Here is a 17,852-nt window from a genome sequence, read left to right on the forward strand (position 1 = left end):
CATCTAGTATTGATTACATCACGACACACACAACCCGACGCCATTATCGCGCCGCTTTTACACCCATAAATGGAAATACGAATCATGCGTATTATTATTTACACTCGCAATAACTGTATTCAGTGCCACGCCACGAAACGGGCGATGGAAGGTCGTGGGCTTGACATCGAGATGATCAATGTCGATCTGGCACCCGAGCTGGCAGAAACCCTGCGCGAGCAGGGGTTTCGCCAATTACCGGTGGTGGTAGCAGGGGAAACCCGCTGGTCAGGATTTCGCCCGGACATGATAAATCGTCTGCGTCCGCAGCCCCATGTGGCCAACACATGAGCACCCTCGTCTACTTCTCCAGCAGCTCTGAAAATACCCATCGTTTTATACAGCGTCTGGGGCTGCCCTCCGTGCGAATTCCGCTTAACGAACGCGAGCGGATCCAGGTAGACGAACCTTACATTTTAGTCGTGCCGTCTTACGGCGGCGGCGGTACGGCAGGCGCGGTCCCGCGACAGGTGATCCGCTTTTTAAACGATCCCCACAATCGGGCGTTAATTCGCGGCGTCATCGCCGCTGGCAATCGTAATTTCGGTGACGCCTACGGCCGCGCGGGTGACGTAATTTCACAAAAATGCGCCGTGCCGTGGCTCTATCGCTTTGAGCTGATGGGGACGCCAGGCGACATCGACAACGTGCGAAAAGGAGTGAGCGAATTTTGGCAACAACAACCGCAGAACGCGTAGTTCAGCCCACGCTGGATTATCACGCACTTAACGCCATGCTGAATCTGTACGATAACGCCGGGCGTATTCAGTTTGAGAAAGACCATCAGGCGGTGGACGCGTTTATGACAAATCACGTGCAGCCCAACTCGGTGGTGTTTGCCAGCCAGGACGCGCGTCTGGATACGCTGGTAAGCGAAGGTTATTACGACGAAAGCGTTTTAACCCGTTACAATCGCGCTTTCGTGGTGAAGCTGTTTGCCCACGCTCACGCCAGCGGGTTTCGCTTCCAGACCTTTCTCGGCGCATGGAAGTATTACACCAGCTATACGCTGAAAACCTTTGACGGTAAACGCTACCTCGAGGATTTTGCCGATCGCGTGACGATGGTGGCGCTGACGCTGGCACAGGGTGATGAGACGCTTGCCCTGCGACTCACCGACGATATGCTCGCCGGGCGTTTTCAGCCCGCCACGCCAACCTTCCTTAATTGCGGCAAAGCCCAGCGCGGCGAGCTGGTCTCCTGCTTCCTGTTACGTATTGAAGACAATATGGAGTCCATTGGTCGGGCGGTAAATTCGGCGCTGCAGCTTTCCAAACGCGGTGGCTGCGTGGCGTTTCTGCTCTCCAGCCTGCGCGAAGCCGGGGCACCGATTAAGCGTATTGAAAACCAGTCTTCCGGGGTGATCCCGGTGATGAAGATGCTGGAAGATGCGTTTTCGTATGCCAACCAACTGGGCGCGCGACAGGGCGCGGGTGCGGTGTATTTACACGCGCACCACCCGGATATTCTGCGCTTTCTCGATACCAAGCGCGAAAACGCCGATGAAAAAATTCGCATTAAAACGCTGTCACTTGGCGTGGTGATCCCGGATGTTACCTTCCGTCTGGCAAAAGAGAATGCGCAGATGGCGCTGTTCTCCCCCTATGACGTGGAGCGTATTTACGGGAAACCGTTTAGCGACATCGCCGTCAGCGAACGCTATGACGAGTTACTCGCCGACGCACGCGTGCGCAAGCGGTACATTAACGCCCGTGACTTCTTCCAGCGGTTGGCGGAAATCCAGTTTGAGTCCGGCTACCCCTACATCCTGTTTGAAGACACGGTGAACCGCGCCAACCCCATTGCCGGTCGCATCAACATGAGCAACTTGTGCGCGGAAATTTTGCAGGTCAACAGCGCCTCAACCTACGATGAAAACCTCGACTACGCGCAGATTGGACGCGACATCTCCTGCAATCTCGGCTCGCTGAACATTGCCCACACCATGGATTCGCCGGACTTTGGCCGCACCGTTGAAACAGCGGTTCGCGGCTTAACCGCCGTCTCCGACATGAGCCACATCCGCAGCGTTCCGTCGATTGAAGCCGGAAACAGCGCTTCGCACGCGATTGGGCTAGGGCAGATGAACCTGCATGGCTATCTGGCACGCGAAGGTATTGCCTATGGTTCAGCGGAGGGGCTGGATTTCACCAATCTCTATTTCTACACCGTCACCTGGCATGCCCTGCATACCTCCATGTTGCTGGCCAAAGAGCGTGGCCAGACCTTTGCCGGATTCAACCAGTCGCGTTACGCCAGCGGCGAGTATTTTGATCGCTATTTAAGCGGCGACTGGCAGCCAAAAACCGAGAAAGTCCGCGCACTGTTTGCCACTCGCGGCGTGACGCTGCCGACGCGTGAAATGTGGTCACAGCTGCGTGAGAATGTAATGCGCTACGGTATTTATAACCAGAATTTACAGGCGGTGCCGCCAACCGGCTCCATCTCCTACATCAACCATGCCACCTCAAGTATTCATCCGATTGTGTCTAAGGTGGAGATTCGCAAAGAGGGTAAAACCGGGCGTGTGTATTACCCTGCCCCGTTTATGACCAACGAAAATCTGGCGCTGTATCAGGATGCCTACGAGATTGGCCCGCAAAAAATCATCGATACCTACGCCGAGGCAACCAAACACGTCGATCAGGGGCTGTCGCTGACGCTGTTTTTCCCGGACACCGCCACCACCCGCGATGTCAACAAAGCGCAAATCTACGCGTGGAAAAAAGGCATCAAAACGCTGTACTACATCCGACTGCGCCAGCTGGCGCTGGAAGGTACTGAAATTGAAGGCTGCGTATCATGCGCGCTGTAAGGAGAGCAGGATGAAGCTAAACCGCGTGAGCGCCATCAACTGGAACAAAATTGAGGATGACAAAGATCTGGAGGTGTGGAACCGGCTGACCAGTAATTTCTGGTTGCCAGAAAAAGTCCCGTTGTCGAATGATATTCCTGCCTGGCAAACGCTAAGCGTCGCCGAGCAGCAGCTCACCATTCGCGTCTTTACCGGGCTGACGCTGCTCGACACCATTCAGAATATTGCCGGCGCGCCCGCGCTGATGGCGGATGCATTAACCCCACATGAAGAAGCGGTGTTGTCAAATATCAGCTTTATGGAAGCGGTGCACGCTCGTTCCTACAGCTCTATTTTCTCCACCCTTTGCCAGACCAAAGATGTGGATGCGGCCTACGCCTGGAGTGAGGAAAATGCCGCGCTGCAACGCAAAGCGCAGATTATTTTGCAGCATTACGCCAGCGATAATCCACTGAAGAAGAAAATTGCCAGCGTATTTCTGGAATCGTTCCTGTTCTATTCCGGCTTCTGGCTGCCGATGTATTTCTCCAGCCGCGGTAAGCTGACCAATACCGCCGATCTCATCCGTCTGATTATTCGTGATGAAGCCGTTCACGGTTATTACATTGGTTATAAATATCAAAAGGGGCTGGAGCATATTTCACTGTCTGCTCGTGAGGAACTGAAGAATTTTGCCCTCGATCTGCTGATGGATTTGTACGATAACGAAGTTCACTACACGGAAGTGTTGTATGCCGAAACCGCCTGGGCCGACGAGGTGAAAGCGTTCCTGTGTTACAACGCCAATAAAGCCTTGATGAACCTGGGTTATGAGGCCCTGTTCCCGGCGGAAATGGCGGATGTCAACCCGGCAATCCTCGCCGCGCTGTCGCCCAACGCCGATGAAAACCATGATTTTTTCTCCGGTTCAGGCTCGTCATACGTGATGGGGAAAGCCGTCGAAACTGAAGACGACGACTGGAATTTCTAGATCTCATTTTCGCGGGAAATACCCTACACTTTTCGCGTTAATATTTTAACGGGATCACATTTTTATCACACAAATATCATTGTGTGATCTACACTCAATATTAGCCGCATTATTCGCCTGAGTTTCAACAATTCAGGCGACTTTTTACTGCCATTTACAAAAAATATCAAAGAAGTTTCATCCACGCTCAGCCCTTATATCACGGGAAATCTCGCCATCTGGCCTTTGGCAATATTCATGCCACAACCAAATTCAGGGTTGTCTCAGATTCTCAGTATGTTAGGGTAGAAAAAGATTACTATTTTCACCAGGTACTATATCGATATAAACAAATAACAGGAATAATTCTATTGCATGGCAATTAAATTAGAAGTTAAAAATCTCTATAAGATATTTGGCGAGCATCCCCAGAGAGCGTTCAAATATATTGAAAAAGGATTTTCAAAAGAGCAGATTCTGGAAAAAACAGGGCTATCGCTTGGCGTTAAAGACGCCAGTCTGGCCATTGAAGAAGGCGAGATATTTGTCATCATGGGATTATCCGGTTCGGGTAAATCCACAATGGTACGCCTTCTCAATCGCCTGATTGAACCCACCCGCGGGCAGGTACTGATTGACGGCGTGGATATCGCCAGGATATCCGATGCCGAGCTTCGCGAGGTGCGCAGAAAAAAGATTGCGATGGTATTCCAGTCCTTTGCCCTGATGCCGCACATGACGGTACTCGACAATACGGCCTTCGGTATGGAGTTAGCCGGTATTGCTGCGGATGAACGTCGTGAAAAAGCGCTGGATGCGCTCCGCCAGGTTGGGCTTGAGAATTACGCTCACGGATACCCGGATGAACTCTCCGGTGGTATGCGCCAGCGTGTCGGTCTCGCCCGCGCATTAGCCATTAACCCTGACATCTTATTAATGGATGAAGCCTTCTCTGCGCTCGATCCTTTAATTCGTACCGAGATGCAGGATGAGTTGGTAAAACTGCAGGCAAAGCATCAGAGAACCGTGGTCTTTATTTCCCACGATCTCGACGAAGCCATGCGCATTGGTGATCGCATCGCTATTATGCAAAATGGTGAAGTGGTGCAGGTCGGTACCCCGGATGAAATCCTGAATAACCCGGCCAATGATTATGTGCGCACCTTCTTCCGTGGTGTTGATATTAGCCAGGTATTCAGCGCGAAAGATATTTCCCGTCGTAGCCCTGAAGGCTTAATTCGCAAAACACCAGGGATTGGCCCACGTTCGGCACTGCAATTATTGCAGGATAAAGATCGTGAATTTGGTTACGTGATTGAACGCGGAAACAAGTTTGTTGGCGTGGTCTCCATCGACTCATTAAAAACCGCCTTACGTCAGGCGCAGGGTATTGAAGCCGCACTGATCGACGAACCGTTAGCCGTAGAGGCGAAAACGCCGCTGAGCGAGCTGCTTTCTCATGTCGGGCAAGCACCGTGCGCGGTACCGGTTGTCGATGAGGAACATCAGTATGTGGGCATTATTTCCAAACGCATGCTGCTACAGGCTTTAGATCGCGAGGGGGCAAACAATGACTGATCAAACAAATCCGTGGGACACGACACCAGCAGCCGATAGCGCTGCACAATCCGCTGATGCCTGGGGTACCGCGTCAAGCGCGCCTACCGACGGCGGCAGCGCAGACTGGCTGACCAGCGCGCCCGCGCCAGCACCTGAGCATTTCAATATTATGGATCCGTTCCATAAAACGCTGATCCCGCTCGATAGCTGGGTCACCGAAGGGATCGACTGGGTGGTGACCCACTTTCGTCCCGTCTTCCAGGGCATTCGTGTCCCGGTAGATTACATTCTCAACGGCTTCCAGCAACTGCTGCTGGGGATGCCTGCGCCGGTGGCGATTATTCTTTTCGCTTTAATCGCCTGGCAGATTTCTGGCATCGGGATGGGCGTTGCCACGCTGATTTCACTGGTCGCGATTGGCGCGATTGGCGCCTGGTCACAGGCGATGATCACCCTGGCGCTGGTGCTGACCGCGCTGCTGTTCTGTGTGCTAATCGGTTTACCGATGGGGATCTGGCTGGCGCGCAGTCCGCGTGCGGCAAAGATCGTTCGTCCCCTGCTCGATGCCATGCAAACCACGCCTGCGTTCGTCTATCTGGTGCCGATTGTGATGTTATTCGGCATTGGTAACGTGCCGGGCGTCGTGGTGACGATTATCTTCGCCCTGCCACCGATTGTGCGTCTGACCATTCTGGGTATTAACCAGGTGCCAGCCGACCTGATTGAAGCTTCACGCTCCTTTGGTGCCAGCCCGCGTCAGATGCTGTTTAAAGTCCAGCTGCCGCTGGCGATGCCCACCATTATGGCGGGGGTTAACCAGACGCTGATGCTGGCGCTTTCCATGGTCGTCATCGCCTCGATGATCGCCGTCGGTGGATTGGGTCAGATGGTACTGCGCGGTATCGGGCGTCTCGATATGGGGCTGGCTACCGTTGGCGGGGTTGGGATTGTGATCCTCGCCATCATTCTGGACCGCCTGACGCAGGCCGTCGGTCGCGACTCGCGCAGCCGGGGTAACCGTCGCTGGTACACCACCGGCCCTGTTGGGCTTATCACCCGCCCTTTCACTAAGTAATTCATCTGTTGCCCGGTGGTATTGCGCTTACCGGGCCTGCACGTCCCTCCAATAATTAAAGGAATAACGATGCGACATACCGTACTTTTTGCCACAGCGTTTGCCACCCTTGTCTCCACCAGCGCTTTCGCTGCCGACCTGCCGGGCAAAGGCATTACCGTGCAACCTATCCAGAGCACGATCTCTGAAGAATCGTTCCAGACACAGCTGGTCGCTCGTGCGCTGGAAAAACTGGGTTATACCGTCAACAAAGCCAGCGAAGTTGATTACAACGTCGGCTACACCTCTATTGCTTCTGGCGATGCCACCTTTACCGCCGTGAACTGGCAGCCACTGCATGACGACATGTACGCCGCCGCGGGCGGAGACAAAAAGTTCTATCGCGAAGGGGTATTCGTGACGGGGGCTGCACAGGGGTATCTGATCGACAAAAAAACCGCTGAGCAGTACAAAATCACCAATATCGCTCAGTTGAAAGATCCAAAGATTGCCAAAATCTTTGATACCAACGGCGACGGTAAAGCTGACATGATGGGCTGTTCACCAGGCTGGGGCTGCGAAGCGGTCATCAACCACCAGAATAAAGCCTTCGATCTGGAAAAAACGGTCGACGTCAGCCACGGCAACTACGCGGCGATGATGGCTGACACCATCACGCGCTTTAAAGAAGGCAAACCGATTCTCTACTACACCTGGACACCATACTGGGTGAGCGACGTGATGAAGCCGGGCAAAGACGTGGTCTGGCTGCAGGTGCCGTTCTCTTCCCTGCCGGGTGAGCAGAAAGACATTGACACCAAGCTGCCAAACGGCGCGAACTACGGCTTCCCGGTCAACACCATGCATATCGTTGCCAACAAGGCATGGGCAGAGAAAAACCCGGCCGCGGCGAAGCTGTTTGCCATCATCAAGCTGCCACTGGCGGACATCAACGCACAGAACGCGATGATGCATGAGGGCAAAGCTTCCGAAGCCGATGTGCAGGGTCACGTTGACGGTTGGATCAAAGCCCACCAGCAGCAGTTCGACGGCTGGGTAAAAGACGCGTTAGCTGCGCAGAAATAACCCACTCGTAGGCCTGATAAGCGTAGCGCCATCAGGCACAGTAAGTAACCACACCAATGCCGGATGGTGGCGCAATGCGCCTTATCCGGCACGCAGCTCTTCACCCGCCCGAAACCGCACAATCCATCACCTAACAAATCAGCAACATTTATCCACTTCCGTTATGATTGTTTCAGAAATCCATTATTCAGCTGAAAACAATGACAAATTCCTCTCAGGGACTTAGCCGATCGCTGATCCTGCTCATGTCCATCGCCACGGGTCTCGCCGTCGCCAGTAACTATTACGCCCAGCCGCTGCTCGATACCATCGCGCGCAACTTCTCATTATCAGCCAGTACCGCAGGCTTTATCGTCACCGCGGCACAGCTTGGCTACGCCGCGGGCCTACTGTTTCTGGTACCGCTTGGCGATATGTTTGAGCGGCGGGGGCTTATCGTGTCCATGACGTTACTCGCCGCTGGCGGCATGTTGATTACCGCCAGCAGCCAGTCGTTGGGCATGCTGATCCTCGGCACGGCACTGACCGGGTTGTTTTCCGTCGTAGCACAAATATTGGTTCCGCTGGCGGCCACACTCGCCACGCCGGAGACACGCGGCAAAGTTGTCGGCACCATTATGAGCGGTCTGCTGTTGGGGATTTTACTGGCTCGTACGGTGGCCGGGCTGCTGGCGAATCTCGGCGGCTGGCGCACGGTATTTTGGGTCGCCTCGGTGCTGATGGCGCTAATGGCTATCGCGCTATGGCGCGGACTGCCGAAGATGAAATCAGAAACCCATCTCAACTATCCACAGTTGTTAGGCTCGGTCTTCAGCCTGTTTATCCACGATAAACTGCTGCGTACCCGGGCGATGCTGGGCTGCCTGACGTTTGCCAACTTTAGTATTCTCTGGACATCAATGGCATTTTTGCTGGCGGCACCGCCGTTTAACTATTCAGAAGGCATGATTGGCCTGTTTGGTCTGGCCGGTGCCGCCGGTGCGCTCGGCGCTCGTCCTGCAGGTGGATTTGCTGATAAGGGCAAATCCCATCTCACCACGACATTAGGTCTGTTGTTACTGCTGCTCTCCTGGCTGGCAATCTGGTTGGGTCATACGTCAGTACCGATGCTGATAATTGGCATTCTGGTACTGGATCTCACCGTTCAGGGCGTGCATATCACCAACCAGACGGTTATTTACCGCATTCACCCGGATGCGCGTAACCGACTGACCGCCGGCTATATGACCAGCTATTTTATTGGCGGGGCGGCAGGTTCACTGATTTCAGCCTCTGCCTGGCAGCATGCCGGCTGGGCTGGCGTTTGTCTGGCAGGATCGACCGTTGCCGTACTCAACCTGCTGGTCTGGTGGCGAGGTTTTCACCGCCAGGAAGCCGTAAATTAAGCGTATCGCGCGTGTTTGCCGCTGATTGAGCTCCTCAGGGTGTTAAGGAGCTCATCAGTCTGCTAAGGTTATAACTCATTGAGCCAGGTTATTTAAATTTCGGTAATGAAGCCTATAATCCTATGGAAAGCCCTGTTCCCCAGTCAGACCCCAGCCCGGCAACCTTAACGGAAGGATTCAAAGACAGTCTGCCGATCGTCATCAGCTATATTCCGGTCGCCTTTGCATTTGGTCTCAATGCCACTCGTCTGGGCTTTACGCCCGTCGAAAGCGTCTTTTTCTCCTGCATTATCTATGCCGGTGCCAGCCAGTTCGTCATCACTACCATGCTTGCCGCGGGCAGTTCGCTATGGGTCGCCGCGCTCACCGTGATGGCCATGGACGTACGCCATGTGTTGTATGGCCCTTCCCTGCGCAGCCGCATCGCCCAACGACTCAGTAAACCTAAAAGCGCAGTGTGGGCCTTTGGCCTCACTGATGAAGTGTTTGCCGCCGCAACGGCGAAGCTGGTGCGGGACAATCGCCGCTGGAGTGAGAACTGGATGATGGGGATCGCACTATGTGCCTGGATTTCCTGGGTATTCGGTACGATTATTGGCGCATTCTCCGGCAGTGGCTTACTGAAGGATTTTCCGGCGGTCGAAGCGGCGCTGGGTTTTATGCTCCCGGCGCTGTTTATGAGTTTTCTGCTCGCGTCATTTCAGCGTAAACAGTCGCTGTGTGTGACCGCGGCACTCGGCGGAGCACTGGCGGGCGTGACGTTTTTTTCTATTCCTGCCGCCATACTCGCTGGCATTGTTTGCGGATGTCTGACGGCGCTTATCCAGTCATTCTGGCAGGGGGCGCCTGATGAGTTATGAGGTTCTGCTGCTTGGCCTGCTGGTTGGCGGCGTCAACTACTGCTTTCGTTATTTACCGCTGCGTCTGGGGGTGGGAAATGTTCGCCCGACAAAACGCGGCGCAACCGGTATTTTACTCGACACCATTGGCATAGCATCAATTTGCGCCCTACTGGTGGTGTCTACCGCACCTGAAGTTATGCACGACGCTCGTCGGTTTGTGCCAACGTTGGTGGGGTTTGTTGTACTGGGCGCAAGCTATTTTAAGACCCGCAGCATCATCATTCCGACATTGCTGAGTGCTCTGGGCTACGGATTAGCCTGGAAAATGTGGGTTGTTTTATAGGTAAAAATAATCATTTTAAATAAATAATACATTTACTTTATTTGTCACTGTCGTTACTATATCGGCTGAAATTAATGAGGTTATACCCAAATGGATAGTTCGTTTACGCCCATTGAACAAATGCTAAAATTTCGCGCCAGCCGCTACGAAGAATTCCCTTACCAGGAAGTTCTTCTGACTCGTCTTTGCATGCACATGCAGGGCAAGCTGCTGGAAAACCGCAATAAAATGCTGAAAGCTCAAGGGATTAACGAGACGTTGTTTATGGCGTTGATTACGCTGGAGTCTCAGGAAAACCACAGTATTCAGCCTTCTGAACTGAGTTGCGCACTGGGTTCGTCGCGGACTAACGCCACGCGTATCGCGGATGAGTTAGAAAAACGTGGCTGGATCGAGCGTCGCGAAAGCGATAACGATCGCCGCTGCCTGCATCTACAGTTGACCGAGAAAGGCCATGCATTCTTGCAAGAGGTGTTACCGCCTCAGCATAACTGTCTGCATCAGCTCTGGTCATCTCTTAGCACCACAGAAAAAGATCAGCTTGAGCACATCACCCGCAAGCTTCTGACCCGTCTTGATCAGATGGAACAGGATGGCACGGTACTCGACGCGCTGCGTTAACGCGCCGACACGCTCAAAAATCCAGATTGATAAATGAAAAACCGACAGGCCAGCAGGTCACCCTGCTGGCCTTTCTGATAAACAGGTCGGCTCAGCCGATGTGAAAAAAAATAAGATCGTGGAGAACAACATGAGCGCAAATGCGGAGACTCAAACCCCGCAGCAACCGGTCAAGAAGAATGGCAAACGTAAAAGTATGCTGCTGCTTCTGACCTTGCTCTTTATTATCATTGCCGTGGCATATGGGATTTATTGGTTTTTAGTACTGCGTCATGTCGAAGAGACAGACGATGCGTACGTGGCAGGGAACCAGGTTCAAATCATGGCGCAGGTATCAGGCAGCGTGACGAAAGTCTGGGCTGATAACACTGACTATGTCAAACAAGGCGACGTGCTGGTGACCCTCGACCAGACGGACGCTAAGCAGGCGCTTGAAAAAGCCAAGACCGCGCTGGCCTCCAGCGTGCGCCAGACGCACCAGTTGATGATCAACAGCAAGCAGCTTCAGGCCAGCATTGAGGTGCAGAAAACCGCCCTGGCGCAGGCACAAAGCGACTTTAATCGCCGCGTCCCATTGGGAAATGCTAACCTGATCGGTCGCGAAGAACTGCAACATGCGCGTGATGCCGTTGCCAGCGCGCAGGCTCAGCTTGATGTCGCAATACAGCAATACAATGCCAACCAGGCGATGATCCTCGGCAGTAAGCTTGAAGACCAGCCTGCCGTGCAACAAGCGGCCACCGAAGTGCGTAATGCCTGGCTGGCGCTGGAACGTACCAAAATTGTTAGCCCGATGACCGGCTACGTGTCCCGTCGTGCCGTGCAGCCTGGCGCGCAGATTAGCCCAACCACACCGCTGATGGCCGTTGTCCCTGCCACCAACCTGTGGGTGGACGCCAACTTCAAAGAAACCCAGCTTGCGCATATGCGCATCGGCCAACCAGCAACGGTGATCAGTGATATTTACGGCGATGACGTGAAATACACCGGTAAGGTTGTCGGTCTCGATATGGGGACCGGTAGCGCCTTCTCGCTGCTGCCAGCACAGAACGCAACCGGTAACTGGATCAAAGTCGTCCAGCGTCTGCCCGTGCGTATTGAACTGGATGCCCAGCAGTTAGCGCAACATCCACTGCGTATTGGCCTGTCTACGCTGGTAACGGTCGATACCCAAAATCGTGACGGACAGATTCTGGCAAGCCAGGTGCGTACGACGCCGGTTGCAGAAAGTAATGCTCGAGAAATCAACCTTGCTCCGGTCAATAAAATGATCGAAGAGATCGTGCGGGCCAACGCGGGCTAATTCAAAGGTGCGTGTGATGCAACAGCAAAAACCGCTGGAAGGTGCGCAGCTCGTCATTATGACGATCGCGTTGTCACTGGCGACATTCATGCAGGTGCTGGACTCCACCATTGCTAACGTGGCGATCCCCACTATTGCCGGGAACCTTGGCTCTTCATTGAGCCAGGGGACCTGGGTGATCACCTCTTTCGGGGTGGCGAATGCTATCTCCATTCCGATCACCGGCTGGCTGGCCAAACGCTTTGGCGAAGTAAAGCTGTTCATGTGGTCCACCATCGGCTTTGTCATTGCGTCCTGGGCGTGTGGGATGTCCAACAGCCTGACCATGCTGATTTTCTTCCGCGTGATTCAGGGGATTGTCGCCGGTCCATTAATTCCGCTTTCACAAAGCCTGTTACTGAATAACTATCCGCCCGCCAAACGGTCTATCGCCCTCGCGCTGTGGTCGATGACGGTGATTGTCGCCCCTATTTGTGGCCCGATTCTCGGAGGCTATATCAGCGACAACTATCACTGGGGCTGGATATTCTTCATTAACGTGCCGATCGGGGCGGTGGTGGTGTTGATGACGCTACAAACCCTGCGCGGCCGGGAAACCCGTACCGAACAGCGACGCATTGACGCTATTGGTCTGGCGCTGCTGGTTGTTGGTATCGGCAGTTTGCAGATTATGCTCGATCGCGGTAAAGAGCTGGACTGGTTCGCCTCGCAGGAGATAATTATCCTGACGGTCGTCGCCGTGGTAGCCATTAGCTTCCTGATTGTCTGGGAGCTTACCGACGATAACCCGATTGTCGATCTCTCGCTGTTTAAGTCGCGAAACTTTACCATCGGCTGCCTGTGTATCAGCCTGGCCTATATGCTCTACTTCGGCGCTATCGTCCTGCTGCCGCAGTTGTTGCAGGAGGTCTACGGATACACAGCGACCTGGGCAGGCCTGGCCTCGGCACCGGTGGGGATAATCCCGGTGATCCTGTCGCCGATTATTGGTCGTTTCGCCCACAAGCTGGATATGCGTCGGCTGGTCACGTTTAGTTTTATTATGTATGCCGTCTGTTTCTACTGGCGCGCGTGGACGTTCGAACCCGGTATGGATTTTGGCGCATCGGCCTGGCCGCAATTTATTCAGGGGTTCGCCGTAGCCTGCTTCTTTATGCCACTGACCACCATCACGCTGTCTGGCTTACCGCCTGAGCGTCTGGCAGCGGCGTCAAGCTTGTCTAACTTTACGCGAACGCTGGCAGGCTCAATCGGCACATCGATTACCACAACGATGTGGACTAGCCGTGAGTCGCTACATCACGCGCAGTTGACGGAGTCAGTAAACCCCTACAACCCTAATGCACAGGCGATGTATAGCCAGTTGCAGGATCTTGGGATGACCCAGCAGCAGGCCTCCGGCTGGCTAGCGCAGCAAATTACCAACCAGGGGCTGATAATTTCCGCCAACGAAATCTTCTGGATGTCGGCGGGGATATTCATCCTACTGCTCAGCCTGGTGTGGTTCGCCAAACCGCCATTCGGCGCGGGCGGCGGCGGCGGTGGAGCGCACTAACTCGATGTTTAAAGGGATCTGCGGATCCCTTTTTATTACATACCAGATTGCTAATCCGTTACCTGTCTGAACTCAAGCCAGTCGATCACCATGCCCGGTTTGGTCGCCTCGAACTGCAACAGATAGTTACCCGCCGTCATATCGATGCGGCATAGCTTCTGCGTAATCTGCTTCCCCAGCGCCCCGTGGGTCTGGATCGTGGCGACCACGCAGCCATTGAGCAGTAAGTTGCATCCAGTCTGGGCTAACGCCAGCCCCGCCGATGACGCGCTGAGCAGCAGATCGTAGGTCGCATCCTTCTCAAGGCTAATCACCCTCTCTCCGCTGTAGCGCAGCCGTGATACCGACGCTACCTTGATAGCTCCCCTATCCGCCAGCATAGCATCCGCATGGAATTTAGCCCTGGTTACCCGCGGCACGTCTCCCCGTTTAGCTACCTGCGTAGACAGGAGAAAACTCAGAATATTGCGGGCACAACGTTGCAGTTCCCCCAGCGTCAGCGTTCCGTCCTCCAGCGCTGAGAGCGTATTGTCATCACCGGCATTAATCTCCGCACCGTTGTTATTGACCACCATATAGAGGTCATTTTGCGCGCGGATCATCGCCGCCGTGTTGTTAACACTCGCCTCCCCCGCAGTGACAGGATCGTTCATTTTTGCCCACCAGTCCGTCATCACAATGCCCTGAAATCCCCAATCGTCGCGTAATATTGTCGTGTTCAGGCAATAATTCGCAGCAGACCAGTGCGCATTGACGGGGTTATAGGCGGTCATCACCGCACTCGCGCCACCGTGTTTGACGGCATATTCAAATCCCTTCAGATAAATTTCACGTAACGCCCTGGCCGAGACCACCGCATCAACCTGGGCGCGGGAAAACTCCTGACTGTTACAGGCAAAATGTTTCAGCGTCGCAATGCCCCCGCCAGCGCGAATACCTCGCGCCATCGCAGCAGCCATCATGCCTGTCACTAAAGGGTCCTCCGAATAATATTCAAAGTTGCGCCCGTTCAGTGGATGACGGTGAATATTCAGACCCGGCCCCAGCAGAACATCAATGTGATTTTGCTGTAGCTCCTTTCCTTCCATCATATACAGGCGCTCAACCAGCACCGGATCCCATGTGCAGGCCAGCAACGTCCCACTGGGAAGCAACGTGGCTTTTGCGCCATTATCCATGCGGATACCCGATGGACCATCCGCCGTAGACGCCACGGGTATCCCTTTTTCTCGCAGACTGTCGGTCACTCCGCCAAATGCAGATGCCACGCCGGGCGTCACTTTGAGACTACACATCCCCTCTCCGCGCACCAGACAGGCCAATTCCTCCACGGAAAGCTGGGCCAGAAATGTCTCCAGACAACGATGGCCTTGCACAACATCGCTGAAATGGATGCCTTTGTTGCCGGTCAACGGCTGCGCGGGAGGTAAACGCGATAAGATACGATCGCGTAAGGAGAAAGAGCGGCGCGGCGTGTCCTCCCATGCCTCTAACCAGCTCCCCTGTTGATGACGACCAGGCCGTAGGCGGGAGAACGCCACGCTGGGCGCCAGCGCCTGTTCATGGCGGGAGAAAACCTGGACGGATGGCACGATGAGCTCTTCACGCCCCGCGAAGCTAACCGGCTGGAGGTCACGCACGCTGTTACCGACGAACAAACAATACCCGCCCGCTTCCAGTAACCAACAGTGCGGATGACCGCTATCCCCGCTGTCATCCCACGATGTCAGACGCTCGCCAGGGATCGCCAGATCAATAATTTCACGCTCTCCCGGTTGCAGGAGATGGGTTTTACCAAAGGCAACCAGCACGCGCGAGGGCTTACCCAGCGCGCCTTGCGGTGCTTGCAGATAGACTTGAACAACCTCACTCCCCGCCCAGGTTTCGCCCGTATTCTGCACCGCAACGCTTAATTGAAAGCTGAGGGGATCGGTAATCACCTCCGCAGAGATAACCTCAAGGGTAAATGACGTATAGGAAAGCCCAAAGCCAAAGGGATACTGCACGCGCTGAGGGCAAAACGTTTCGAAATAACGATAACCGACATAAATATCTTCCTGATAAATATTCTGTCTGTCGCTTCCCCAGCAGGAGGCAGAGGGGTAATCCTCCAGTGAGTACGCAATACTGTCGGTCAGTTTTCCGCAGGGCGTGATCTCGCCGCACAATAACGCGGCGACGGCCTGTGCGCCAAACGCACCACCGTGCCAGGCGCATAGTATCGCCCCAATTCGCCCGCGTAATTCCGGGGTCTCAACCCACGACATGTCGATAATAGAAGAAATATTGAGTACGACTATCACATCGTTAAAGTGACGACAGACGCAGGCCAGCAGAGAAAATTCGTCAGGGGTCAGTCGATATCCGCCAGCAACATCGGCATTGTCTTTATCTTCTCCAGCGGTTCGACCAATAACCACAACGGCCTTTTGCGATATCGTCTTCGCCTGCGCCACTTCGCCTTCCTGCAGCGGCATCTCTTGTTGAAACCAGGGTTCCTGTGCCCAACCGCCGCCGCCGTTATCAAACGGATTTTCACCGACCCATTGCTCATACTTCTGCGCCAGCACGGGGTTTAACCGTGCAGAACAGCGTTCGCGCAAAGCCTGTAGTAAGTGACATTGCGCGACAACGTTAACGGCCCCGCCCGACCCTGTCCCACTGCGGTAATAATCAATCTGCGTGCGCCCAAACAGCGCAATAGTATCCTCAGGGCGCAGGGGAAGCACCGCATGATCATTTTTAAGTAGTACCGCCCCTTGTGCCGCAACAATCGTGGCAAACTCGCTAAACCCGTCAAGCGGTTTACCCATAAAATTCAAATGCATAATTGAGAAGCCCTGTGTCCATTGCCTTATTCTGTACTGAAATAAAACAAGGCCCATCGTTGATGGGCCTTGTGATTATCAGAAGTAATATTTGAATCTCAGACGTCCGCCGTAACGCGCATCTTCGCTGCTGTCGCCGTTATGTGGATCGGCCTCGACCCATGAGGCATAGGCACCGAGATAGATATTAAAGTTTTTCATATCCATCACGTTGGGGAATAAATATGAGGCATGGATGGTGTGGATATCATAATTGCCTGGATCGGTGATCCAGCAGTCATCTTCACACACGGCATCAATATTGGTCGCGTTGAACGCTTCAATTTTGTTATGCGCATAGATGTAACCCAGTTCAAAGCGATGCCATAACGCATTCACCCCGGCAGTAAAGTCGGTTTCATCGGTCGCGTCCATATACGCCGTGTTGAGGTTAATGACAGCCCCCTCTTCTGGATCGGTTTTTTGTCCGTTCCAGGTCATGGTAAAACCATACCCCGTACGATCTGACTGATCGATCCACTTGCCGTTATCGTAATAACCATAGGCGTTATTCACGACGTTACTTTCCATCGCCAGCGCCGTAGAGAAGCGGCCATTTTGCCAGGCAATAACCGGTCGAACATAGGCCACATTTTTATCGCTGGTTAGATCCATGCCGTGATACTGCTTCTCGGAGAACAACGTACTGCCATTTTCCAGCAGCGTATTCACTTCAAAATACCAGTTATCGATGGTTTTACTCAGCAGGAAGTTACCGCCACTGTCGCTACGTCCACGCCCCTCTTTCATCATATAGATGTAGCCGTAGCCGTCACTGTAGAGGTCATTCGCCGTATTCCCCGAATACTCAACAAAGGTATCCTGATTCAGCGGGAACATATCATAGGCTTCAAAGCGCCCGACCTTAATTTTCCAGTCGTTCTCACGCCCAAAGAAGAAGACCGCATCATCGAGATTCATTTTGCCGGTCAGATCAGCCAGCGGCTGGACCGAGAAACCGGCAAAGTTACCGTTGTTCAGCCGCTGGTAGCCATCAAATCCCAGCAGCAGACGTCCGTTGATATCCCAGCGCTCATTGGTTCCCGGCGCCCAGTCTTTGTTGGCGGAGGTGCGCATTGATGTCAGGCTACCGGAACGACTGGCAGCATCCATATTAAACTCCACATCACCGTAGAATTTAATATCGCTGAATCCGGATAACGTCAGTTTTGGTGGGTTAGCGCCTGCTGCGACGGGTTCGGCTGATTCAACTTTCACCGTAGGTGCTGCCGCTACCTGTTGTTGCTGTAGCGACTGAACCTGCGACTCGGCGTCAGTTGCCCGCTGTTCTGCGCGAATAACACGCTGCTCCAGTTCAGCAAGACGTTGCTCAATGGTACTATTATTTGCAGCCCACAGGTTTTGAGATAAGCAAGCACCGATCATCAGCGCCAAATATTTCGCTTTCATTATTCATCCCTAAAGTTTGATGT

General features: G+C 53.8%; 15 protein-coding genes. 13 read left to right on the forward strand and 2 right to left on the reverse strand.

Going from position 1 to position 17,852, the window contains the following annotated elements; all coding sequences use genetic code 11:
- The first annotated feature begins 84 nt into the window (after positions 1-84).
- The 13 genes from nrdH to emrB all read left to right on the forward strand — a co-directional run bounded on the left by nrdH (position 85) and on the right by emrB (position 13,552).
- On the forward strand, positions 85-330 hold the full coding sequence (nrdH, locus tag FCH32_RS19280; protein ID WP_135911538.1) for a glutaredoxin-like protein NrdH: 246 nt from the start codon (positions 85-87) through the stop codon (positions 328-330).
- The gene (gene nrdI / locus FCH32_RS19285) at positions 327-737 is read left to right on the forward strand and encodes a class Ib ribonucleoside-diphosphate reductase assembly flavoprotein NrdI (RefSeq protein WP_174361369.1); all 411 of its coding nucleotides are present in this window, start codon (positions 327-329) and stop codon (positions 735-737) included. The genes nrdH and nrdI overlap by 4 nt, the downstream gene beginning before the upstream one ends.
- A complete protein-coding gene (gene nrdE, locus FCH32_RS19290) occupies positions 710-2,854 on the forward strand; it encodes a class 1b ribonucleoside-diphosphate reductase subunit alpha (RefSeq protein WP_174361370.1) in 2,145 nt (714 codons plus the stop codon). Before nrdI ends, nrdE begins: the two co-directional genes overlap by 28 nt.
- Positions 2,855-2,864: 10 nt before the next feature.
- Complete coding sequence (nrdF, locus tag FCH32_RS19295) at positions 2,865-3,824, forward strand: class 1b ribonucleoside-diphosphate reductase subunit beta (RefSeq protein WP_117343194.1); 960 nt, start codon at positions 2,865-2,867, stop codon at positions 3,822-3,824.
- 354 nt (positions 3,825-4,178) lie between these two features.
- A complete protein-coding gene (proV, locus tag FCH32_RS19300) occupies positions 4,179-5,381 on the forward strand; it encodes a glycine betaine/L-proline ABC transporter ATP-binding protein ProV (protein WP_096756003.1) in 1,203 nt (400 codons plus the stop codon).
- Positions 5,374-6,438 carry a glycine betaine/L-proline ABC transporter permease ProW gene (gene proW / locus FCH32_RS19305; protein WP_135911534.1) on the forward strand — a complete coding sequence of 355 codons (1,065 nt, stop codon included), beginning with the start codon at positions 5,374-5,376 and terminating at the stop codon, positions 6,436-6,438. The genes proV and proW overlap by 8 nt, the downstream gene beginning before the upstream one ends.
- A gap of 69 nt (positions 6,439-6,507) precedes the next feature.
- The gene (gene proX / locus FCH32_RS19310) at positions 6,508-7,503 is read left to right on the forward strand and encodes a glycine betaine/L-proline ABC transporter substrate-binding protein ProX (RefSeq protein ID WP_117343193.1); all 996 of its coding nucleotides are present in this window, start codon (positions 6,508-6,510) and stop codon (positions 7,501-7,503) included.
- 200 nt (positions 7,504-7,703) lie between these two features.
- Positions 7,704-8,888, forward strand: a complete 1,185-nt coding sequence (locus FCH32_RS19315; protein ID WP_115259904.1) for an MFS transporter — start codon at positions 7,704-7,706, stop codon at positions 8,886-8,888.
- Between the two features lie 122 nt (positions 8,889-9,010).
- Positions 9,011-9,748 carry an AzlC family ABC transporter permease gene (locus FCH32_RS19320; protein ID WP_115257649.1) on the forward strand — a complete coding sequence of 246 codons (738 nt, stop codon included), beginning with the start codon at positions 9,011-9,013 and terminating at the stop codon, positions 9,746-9,748.
- On the forward strand, positions 9,738-10,073 hold the full coding sequence (gene ygaH, locus FCH32_RS19325; RefSeq protein WP_096755999.1) for an L-valine transporter subunit YgaH: 336 nt from the start codon (positions 9,738-9,740) through the stop codon (positions 10,071-10,073). Before FCH32_RS19320 ends, ygaH begins: the two co-directional genes overlap by 11 nt.
- Positions 10,074-10,163: 90 nt before the next feature.
- A complete protein-coding gene (mprA, locus tag FCH32_RS19330; RefSeq protein ID WP_096755998.1) occupies positions 10,164-10,694 on the forward strand; it encodes a transcriptional repressor MprA in 531 nt (176 codons plus the stop codon).
- A gap of 130 nt (positions 10,695-10,824) precedes the next feature.
- Positions 10,825-11,997, forward strand: a complete 1,173-nt coding sequence (gene emrA, locus FCH32_RS19335) for a multidrug efflux MFS transporter periplasmic adaptor subunit EmrA (protein ID WP_096755997.1) — start codon at positions 10,825-10,827, stop codon at positions 11,995-11,997.
- A 16-nt stretch (positions 11,998-12,013) separates the two neighbouring features.
- A complete protein-coding gene (emrB, locus tag FCH32_RS19340; protein WP_115257648.1) occupies positions 12,014-13,552 on the forward strand; it encodes a multidrug efflux MFS transporter permease subunit EmrB in 1,539 nt (512 codons plus the stop codon).
- A 50-nt stretch (positions 13,553-13,602) separates the two neighbouring features.
- Here the strand turns inward: emrB and FCH32_RS19345 are convergent, their stop codons facing one another.
- Entirely contained in the window at positions 13,603-16,380 is a 2,778-nt protein-coding gene (locus tag FCH32_RS19345) for a glycoside hydrolase family 3 protein (RefSeq protein ID WP_137399108.1), read from the reverse strand.
- 78 nt (positions 16,381-16,458) lie between these two features.
- Complete coding sequence (locus FCH32_RS19350; RefSeq protein WP_115257646.1) at positions 16,459-17,829, reverse strand: carbohydrate porin; 1,371 nt, start codon at positions 17,827-17,829, stop codon at positions 16,459-16,461.
- Positions 17,830-17,852: the final 23 nt, after the last annotated feature.

It is taken from the genome of Citrobacter gillenii, from assembly GCF_013337685.1.
GTDB lineage: Bacteria > Pseudomonadota > Gammaproteobacteria > Enterobacterales > Enterobacteriaceae > Citrobacter > Citrobacter gillenii.

What these genes read in the sequence shown, in the direction of transcription:
- nrdF (WP_117343194.1), top strand. Translation starts at nt 2,865, where the DNA reads ATGAAGCTAAACCGCGTGAGCGCCATCAACTGGAACAAAATTGAGGAT.
- proX (WP_117343193.1), top strand. Translation starts at nt 6,508, where the DNA reads ATGCGACATACCGTACTTTTTGCCACAGCGTTTGCCACCCTTGTCTCC.
- emrB (WP_115257648.1), top strand. Translation starts at nt 12,014, where the DNA reads ATGCAACAGCAAAAACCGCTGGAAGGTGCGCAGCTCGTCATTATGACG.
- FCH32_RS19320 (WP_115257649.1), top strand. Translation starts at nt 9,011, where the DNA reads ATGGAAAGCCCTGTTCCCCAGTCAGACCCCAGCCCGGCAACCTTAACG.
- nrdH (WP_135911538.1), top strand. Translation starts at nt 85, where the DNA reads ATGCGTATTATTATTTACACTCGCAATAACTGTATTCAGTGCCACGCC.
- proW (WP_135911534.1), top strand. Translation starts at nt 5,374, where the DNA reads ATGACTGATCAAACAAATCCGTGGGACACGACACCAGCAGCCGATAGC.
- nrdI (WP_174361369.1), top strand. Translation starts at nt 327, where the DNA reads ATGAGCACCCTCGTCTACTTCTCCAGCAGCTCTGAAAATACCCATCGT.
- emrA (WP_096755997.1), top strand. Translation starts at nt 10,825, where the DNA reads ATGAGCGCAAATGCGGAGACTCAAACCCCGCAGCAACCGGTCAAGAAG.
- FCH32_RS19350 (WP_115257646.1), bottom strand. Translation starts at nt 17,829, where the DNA reads ATGAAAGCGAAATATTTGGCGCTGATGATCGGTGCTTGCTTATCTCAA.
- proV (WP_096756003.1), top strand. Translation starts at nt 4,179, where the DNA reads ATGGCAATTAAATTAGAAGTTAAAAATCTCTATAAGATATTTGGCGAG.
- FCH32_RS19345 (WP_137399108.1), bottom strand. Translation starts at nt 16,380, where the DNA reads ATGCATTTGAATTTTATGGGTAAACCGCTTGACGGGTTTAGCGAGTTT.
- FCH32_RS19315 (WP_115259904.1), top strand. Translation starts at nt 7,704, where the DNA reads ATGACAAATTCCTCTCAGGGACTTAGCCGATCGCTGATCCTGCTCATG.
- mprA (WP_096755998.1), top strand. Translation starts at nt 10,164, where the DNA reads ATGGATAGTTCGTTTACGCCCATTGAACAAATGCTAAAATTTCGCGCC.
- ygaH (WP_096755999.1), top strand. Translation starts at nt 9,738, where the DNA reads ATGAGTTATGAGGTTCTGCTGCTTGGCCTGCTGGTTGGCGGCGTCAAC.